The organism is Bradyrhizobium sp. P2_E8, from assembly GCF_056403875.1.
In genome coordinates this window covers 1-4369 of the sequence record NZ_JBFUES010000668.1, presented here as the reverse complement: position 1 = coordinate 4369, position 4369 = coordinate 1, and the positions used below count along the sequence as shown (strand labels likewise).

Below are 4369 nucleotides of genomic sequence, written 5' to 3'. Positions count from 1 at the left end.
ATCAAGGGCCTGGTGATCATCGGCGCCGTGGCGCTGGACCGCTACCGGTTGCAAGGCTCCGCGAGGACTTGAAAGGCTCGGCGCGCACCTGAGTGCGGGCAGTTCGATGTGAGATTCCGGTACGGCAACTGGTCAGCCGTGCCGGAGATGAAGACAGACCAGGGAGGAAGCCAATGTTGAAGACGATCACGCTCGCCGGCGCCGCGACGGCGCTTGCCCTAAGCACCGCGCCGTGCTTCGCCAAGGAGCTCAAGTCGATCGGTGTCTCGCTCGGCTCGCTGGGCAACCCGTTCTTCGTCGCACTGTCGAAGGGCGCCGAGTTCGAGGCCAAGAAGGCCAATCCCAATGTGAAGGTCACCACGGTTGGGTTCGAATACGACCTCGGCAAGCAGGTCACCCAGATCGACAATTTCATCGCCGCCGGCGTCGACCTGATCCTGTTGAACCCCGGCGACCCCAAGGCGATCGGGCCAGCGATCAAGAAGGCGCAGGCGGCGGGCATCGTCGTCGTCGCGGTCGACACCGCGGCCGAAGGCGCCGATGCCACCGTGACCACGAACAACGTCCAGGCCGGCGAGATTTCCTGCCAGTACATCGTGGACAAGTTGGGCGGCAAGGGGGACGTCGTCATCGAGAACGGGCCGCAGGTCTCCGCCGTGATCGACCGCGTCGTCGGCTGCAAGAACGTCCTCTCGAAGAATCCGGGCATCAAGGTGTTGTCCAGCGACCAGGACGGCAAGGGCTCGCGCGAAGGCGGCCTCACCGTCGCACAAGGCTATCTGACCCGCTTCCCCAAGATCGACGCGATCTTCGCCATCAACGATCCGCAGGCGATCGGCACCGACCTCGCGGCGCGCCAGCAAAATCGCACCGGCATCGTCATCACCGCGGTGGACGGTGCGCCCGACATCGAGGCCGCACTGAAGGATCCCGGATCGCCGCAGATCCAGGCTTCGGCGTCACAGGACCCGTTCTTCATGGCGCGGCGCGCCGTGCAGGTCGGTGTCGGCATTCTCAGTGGCCAGAAGCCGGCCTCGACCGTCGAACTCCTGCCGTCGAAGCTTGTGACCCGGGACAATGTCGCCGAGTACAAGGGGTGGACGTCGGATCGGTCGCAGTAGCCATTCTGCATCTTTCGCGGGGACATATCGGTCGGTGGCGCTCGGATGGTGCATGGTTGTGCGTCCGAGGCCTCCCTGGTCGCGCTGCAAGACAGCCCCCTGCCGGGAAGGCCCGGCAGGGGTTTTCCGCACTTGGCGTCGAGCTTCAATAATGCAGGCCGAACTGTCAGGCCGACGCACTGCAGCTGGCGACCTCGGACATCGCGGCTCCCGTGCAGGCAGGTTGGGCTCTGATCATGCCCGACGTCAGCCGAGCAGGTCGCCGTATCCGCCCGGGTGCTTGATCCAGATCAAGATCGCAACGTCGAAGCGCCGGCTACGCTCCCTTTAGACCAGATCTGGACGCCGCCTTGAAGACACTTCGCCAGCTTCTCACCGGAGAGGACGTGATCCAGCTCGTGATCCGACTCGGATTGCTGGCTCTGTTGATTGTCTGGACCTTCTATCTGATCCGCCCGTTTGTGACGATTCTGGTCTGGGCCCTCGTGCTTGCTGTCGCGCTCAATCCGGCTTTCGTCCTCCTCGCCAAGATCCTCGGTGGCCGGACGAAGCTTGCCGCGGTGCTTCTCACGGCCGTTAACCTCGCCATTGTCATTGGGCCGGCGGCGTGGCTCGGCTTGGGTGCGGTGGACGGGGTCAAGGACTTTGCCGACGAATTGGCCGCAGGCGATCTGGCGATTCCTTCGCCGCCCGCCGCGATCAAGACCTGGCCGCTGATCGGCGCACCGCTTTACGAGTTCTGGGATCAGGCCTCGACCAATCTCCGCGCGGTCCTGCAACGGATTGCGCCGTATCTGAAGCCGTTCGCCGGTACGCTCCTCGGCATTGTGGGCGATGCCGGCGTGGGCACCGTCAAATTCCTGCTGTCGGTCGTCGCCGCCGGCTGCCTGTTTCCCTATGGACCGCAGCTCGTGGCGGCGGGCAGGAGCTTCCTGTCGCGGATCGTGCCCGAGCAGAGCGAGCACTTCCTGGATCTCGCAGGCGCGACCATCCGCGCGGTAGCCCAAGGTGTGATCGGCATCGCCGTCATTCAGGCGCTGCTGGCCGGTATCGGCTTCAAGTTGGCGGGCATTCCGATCGCCGGCTTGCTCGCGCTCCTGGTGCTGTTGCTCTCCATCGTGCAGATCGGCGGAGCTATCATCATGCTCCCTGTGATGATCTGGATCTGGACCGACAAGGACGTCACTACCGCATTAATGCTGACGTTGTTCCTCGGAATCGTCAGCATTCTCGACAATATACTGAAACCAATGGTGATGGGACGCGGCCTGACAACGCCGACGCTCGTCATCCTGATCGGCGTGATCGGCGGCACGATCGGCCACGGAATCCTCGGCCTTTTCATCGGACCCATCATCCTGTCGGTGTCCTGGGAGCTCGCCGTGGCCTGGATCAGGACCGATCGCGCCGGCGCGGCGCCGCAAGCGACCATCGACCGTTGACCTAAATCAATGTCGGACGCCTCGGAGCGCCTTGGATGAACTCGCGCGACGACGAGGCGGAGTATGTCGATGGAAAAGCCAAACCTGCCAGGCGGCCCCTTGTCCGGACTTGTCGCTTCGGCCGTGGAATACATGGTCGACGCGAGCCAGCGGAGTGTGCTGTTCCTGGACATCATGCGTCAGCGCGGCGATCAATACCGGGAGCACGTCGCACAGACGGCGCCGCATGTCCTGCAGTATGCCGCCGAACTGATTATGGACGGCCGTCAGCTGGACGAGCCGGTCAACTATGCGCTGGTCCGTATCATCCCTCCCAAGGACGTGGAGATTGATCTCAGGCGACGGCCGTTTGTCGTGATCGATCCGCGCGCGGGCCATGGCCCGGGCATCGGCGGTTTCAAGGCCGATAGCGAGATCGGCGTCGCGATGAAGGCCGGGCATCCCTGTTACTTCATCGGCTTCCTGCCGGAGCCGATGCCCGGTCAGACCATCGAACGCATCGCGCGCGCCGAAGCCATTTTCATCGAAAAGGTCATCAGCCGTCATCCGGACGCCGACGGAAAGCCTTGCGTGATCGGCAATTGCCAGGCCGGCTGGGCCGTCATGATCCTGGCGTCACTGCGGCCGGAACTGTTCGGGCCGCTGATCATCGCGGGTGCGCCGCTCGCCTATTGGGCCGGCGTGCACGGCAAGTATCCGATGCGTTATTCCGGCGGCCTTCTGGGTGGAAGTTGGCTCACCGCGATGACCAGCGATCTCGGCGCCGGAAAGTTCGACGGCGCCTGGCTGGTGCAGAACTTCGAGAACCAGAATCCATCGAACACCCTGTGGACCAAGCAGTACAACGTCTATTCCAAGGTCGATACCGAGGCGAACCGCTATCTCGAATTCGAGCGATGGTGGGGCGGCCATGTCAACCTGAATGCCGAGGAAATCCAGTTCATCGTCGATGAGCTCTTCATCGGCAACAATCTCGCTGCCGGCAAAATCGAGATGTCCGACGGCCAGAAGGTGGACCTGCGCAACATCAGGTCGCCGATCCTGGTGTTCTGCTCCGAGGGCGACAACGTCACGCCGCCGCAACAGGCGCTGGACTGGATCCTCGATTGCTACGCCGACGTCGACGAGATCAGGGCCTATGGGCAGACGATCGTCTACACCGTTCACGAGAGCGTTGGGCATCTCGGTATCTTCGTCTCCGGCGGCGTCGCCAAGAAAGAACACGCGGAGTTCTCGAGCAACATCGATCTGATCGACGTGCTGCCGCCCGGTCTCTATGAAGCCACGTTCGAAGCCAAGGGCGAGGAGACAACGAGCTCCGACCTCGTGGTCGGCCAGTGGGTGATGCGGTGCGAGGCGCGGACGCTCGACGACATCCGCGCCATGGGCGGCAATTCGCCCGAGGACGAGCGGCGCTTCGCTGCCGCCAAACGCGTCTCGGAACTCAACCTCGCCGCCTACCAGAAGTTCGCCCAGCCCTGGATCAAGAAGCTGGTCACACCGCAAATGGCAGAGACGATGCGCCACCTGCACCCGCTGCGGCTTCAGTATGAGGCGCTCAGCAGCCAAAATCCGTGGATGACGGCTGTGAAGTCGGCCGCTGACGCGATCGAGGACAACCGCAAGCCGGTCGCCAAGGACAATCCGTTCCTTGCATTTCAGGAGCAGGTGTCCAAGCAGATCGTTCACGCACTCGACAGCTGGCGTGACGCACAGGAGGCATTGAGCGAAACGATCTTTCTCAATCTCTACGGCTCGCCGGCGGTGCAGGCCGCGCTCGGGATCGATCCGAAATCCGAGCTGTCG

At 63.2% G+C, this 4369-nt stretch carries 3 protein-coding genes; all 3 read left to right on the top strand.

Going from position 1 to position 4369, the window contains the following annotated elements; all coding sequences use genetic code 11:
• Positions 1-173 precede the first annotated feature (173 nt).
• The gene (locus AC1D00_RS29145; protein ID WP_135178394.1) at positions 174-1121 is read left to right on the top strand and encodes an ABC transporter substrate-binding protein; all 948 of its coding nucleotides are present in this window, start codon (positions 174-176) and stop codon (positions 1119-1121) included.
• A gap of 350 nt (positions 1122-1471) precedes the next feature.
• The gene (locus tag AC1D00_RS29140; protein WP_477013041.1) at positions 1472-2563 is read left to right on the top strand and encodes an AI-2E family transporter; all 1092 of its coding nucleotides are present in this window, start codon (positions 1472-1474) and stop codon (positions 2561-2563) included.
• A gap of 63 nt (positions 2564-2626) precedes the next feature.
• A partial coding sequence (locus AC1D00_RS29135) for a DUF3141 domain-containing protein (RefSeq protein WP_477013040.1) occupies positions 2627-4369 on the top strand: 1743 nt, incomplete at its 3' end.